This is a genomic window from Alcanivorax sp. HI0044 (genome assembly GCF_001634945.1).
Map to the genome: position 1 here is coordinate 1 of NZ_LWEZ01001013.1, position 269 is coordinate 269.

Below are 269 nucleotides of genomic sequence, written 5' to 3' on the forward strand. Positions count from 1 at the left end.
TTCTCCCAAGAGTATGGTGCCAGTTTCAGTGCCCCGTTCGGCCTCGACCGGGACCGTTTTGATCGCCACTGCTTGCACTTGGTGGTCCGCGATAACCGTAACGGGGAAATCGTGGGTTACACCCGCGTGCTGCCGGGTGAGCGCTTGCACCGGACCGGAGGCTTCTATTCCAGCGGTGAATTTGATCTGACCATGCTGAGCCAGCTGGAGGGCAAACTGGCAGAAATCGGTCGTACCTGTATTCACCCGGAGCATCGCAACGGGGCCGT

1 protein-coding gene is annotated in these 269 nt (G+C 59.5%); it reads left to right on the forward strand.

Translation table 11 applies throughout. The features are described from left to right. The coding region (locus A3730_RS11950; protein WP_156501172.1) for a GNAT family N-acetyltransferase at positions 1–269 on the forward strand (269 nt) is incomplete at both ends.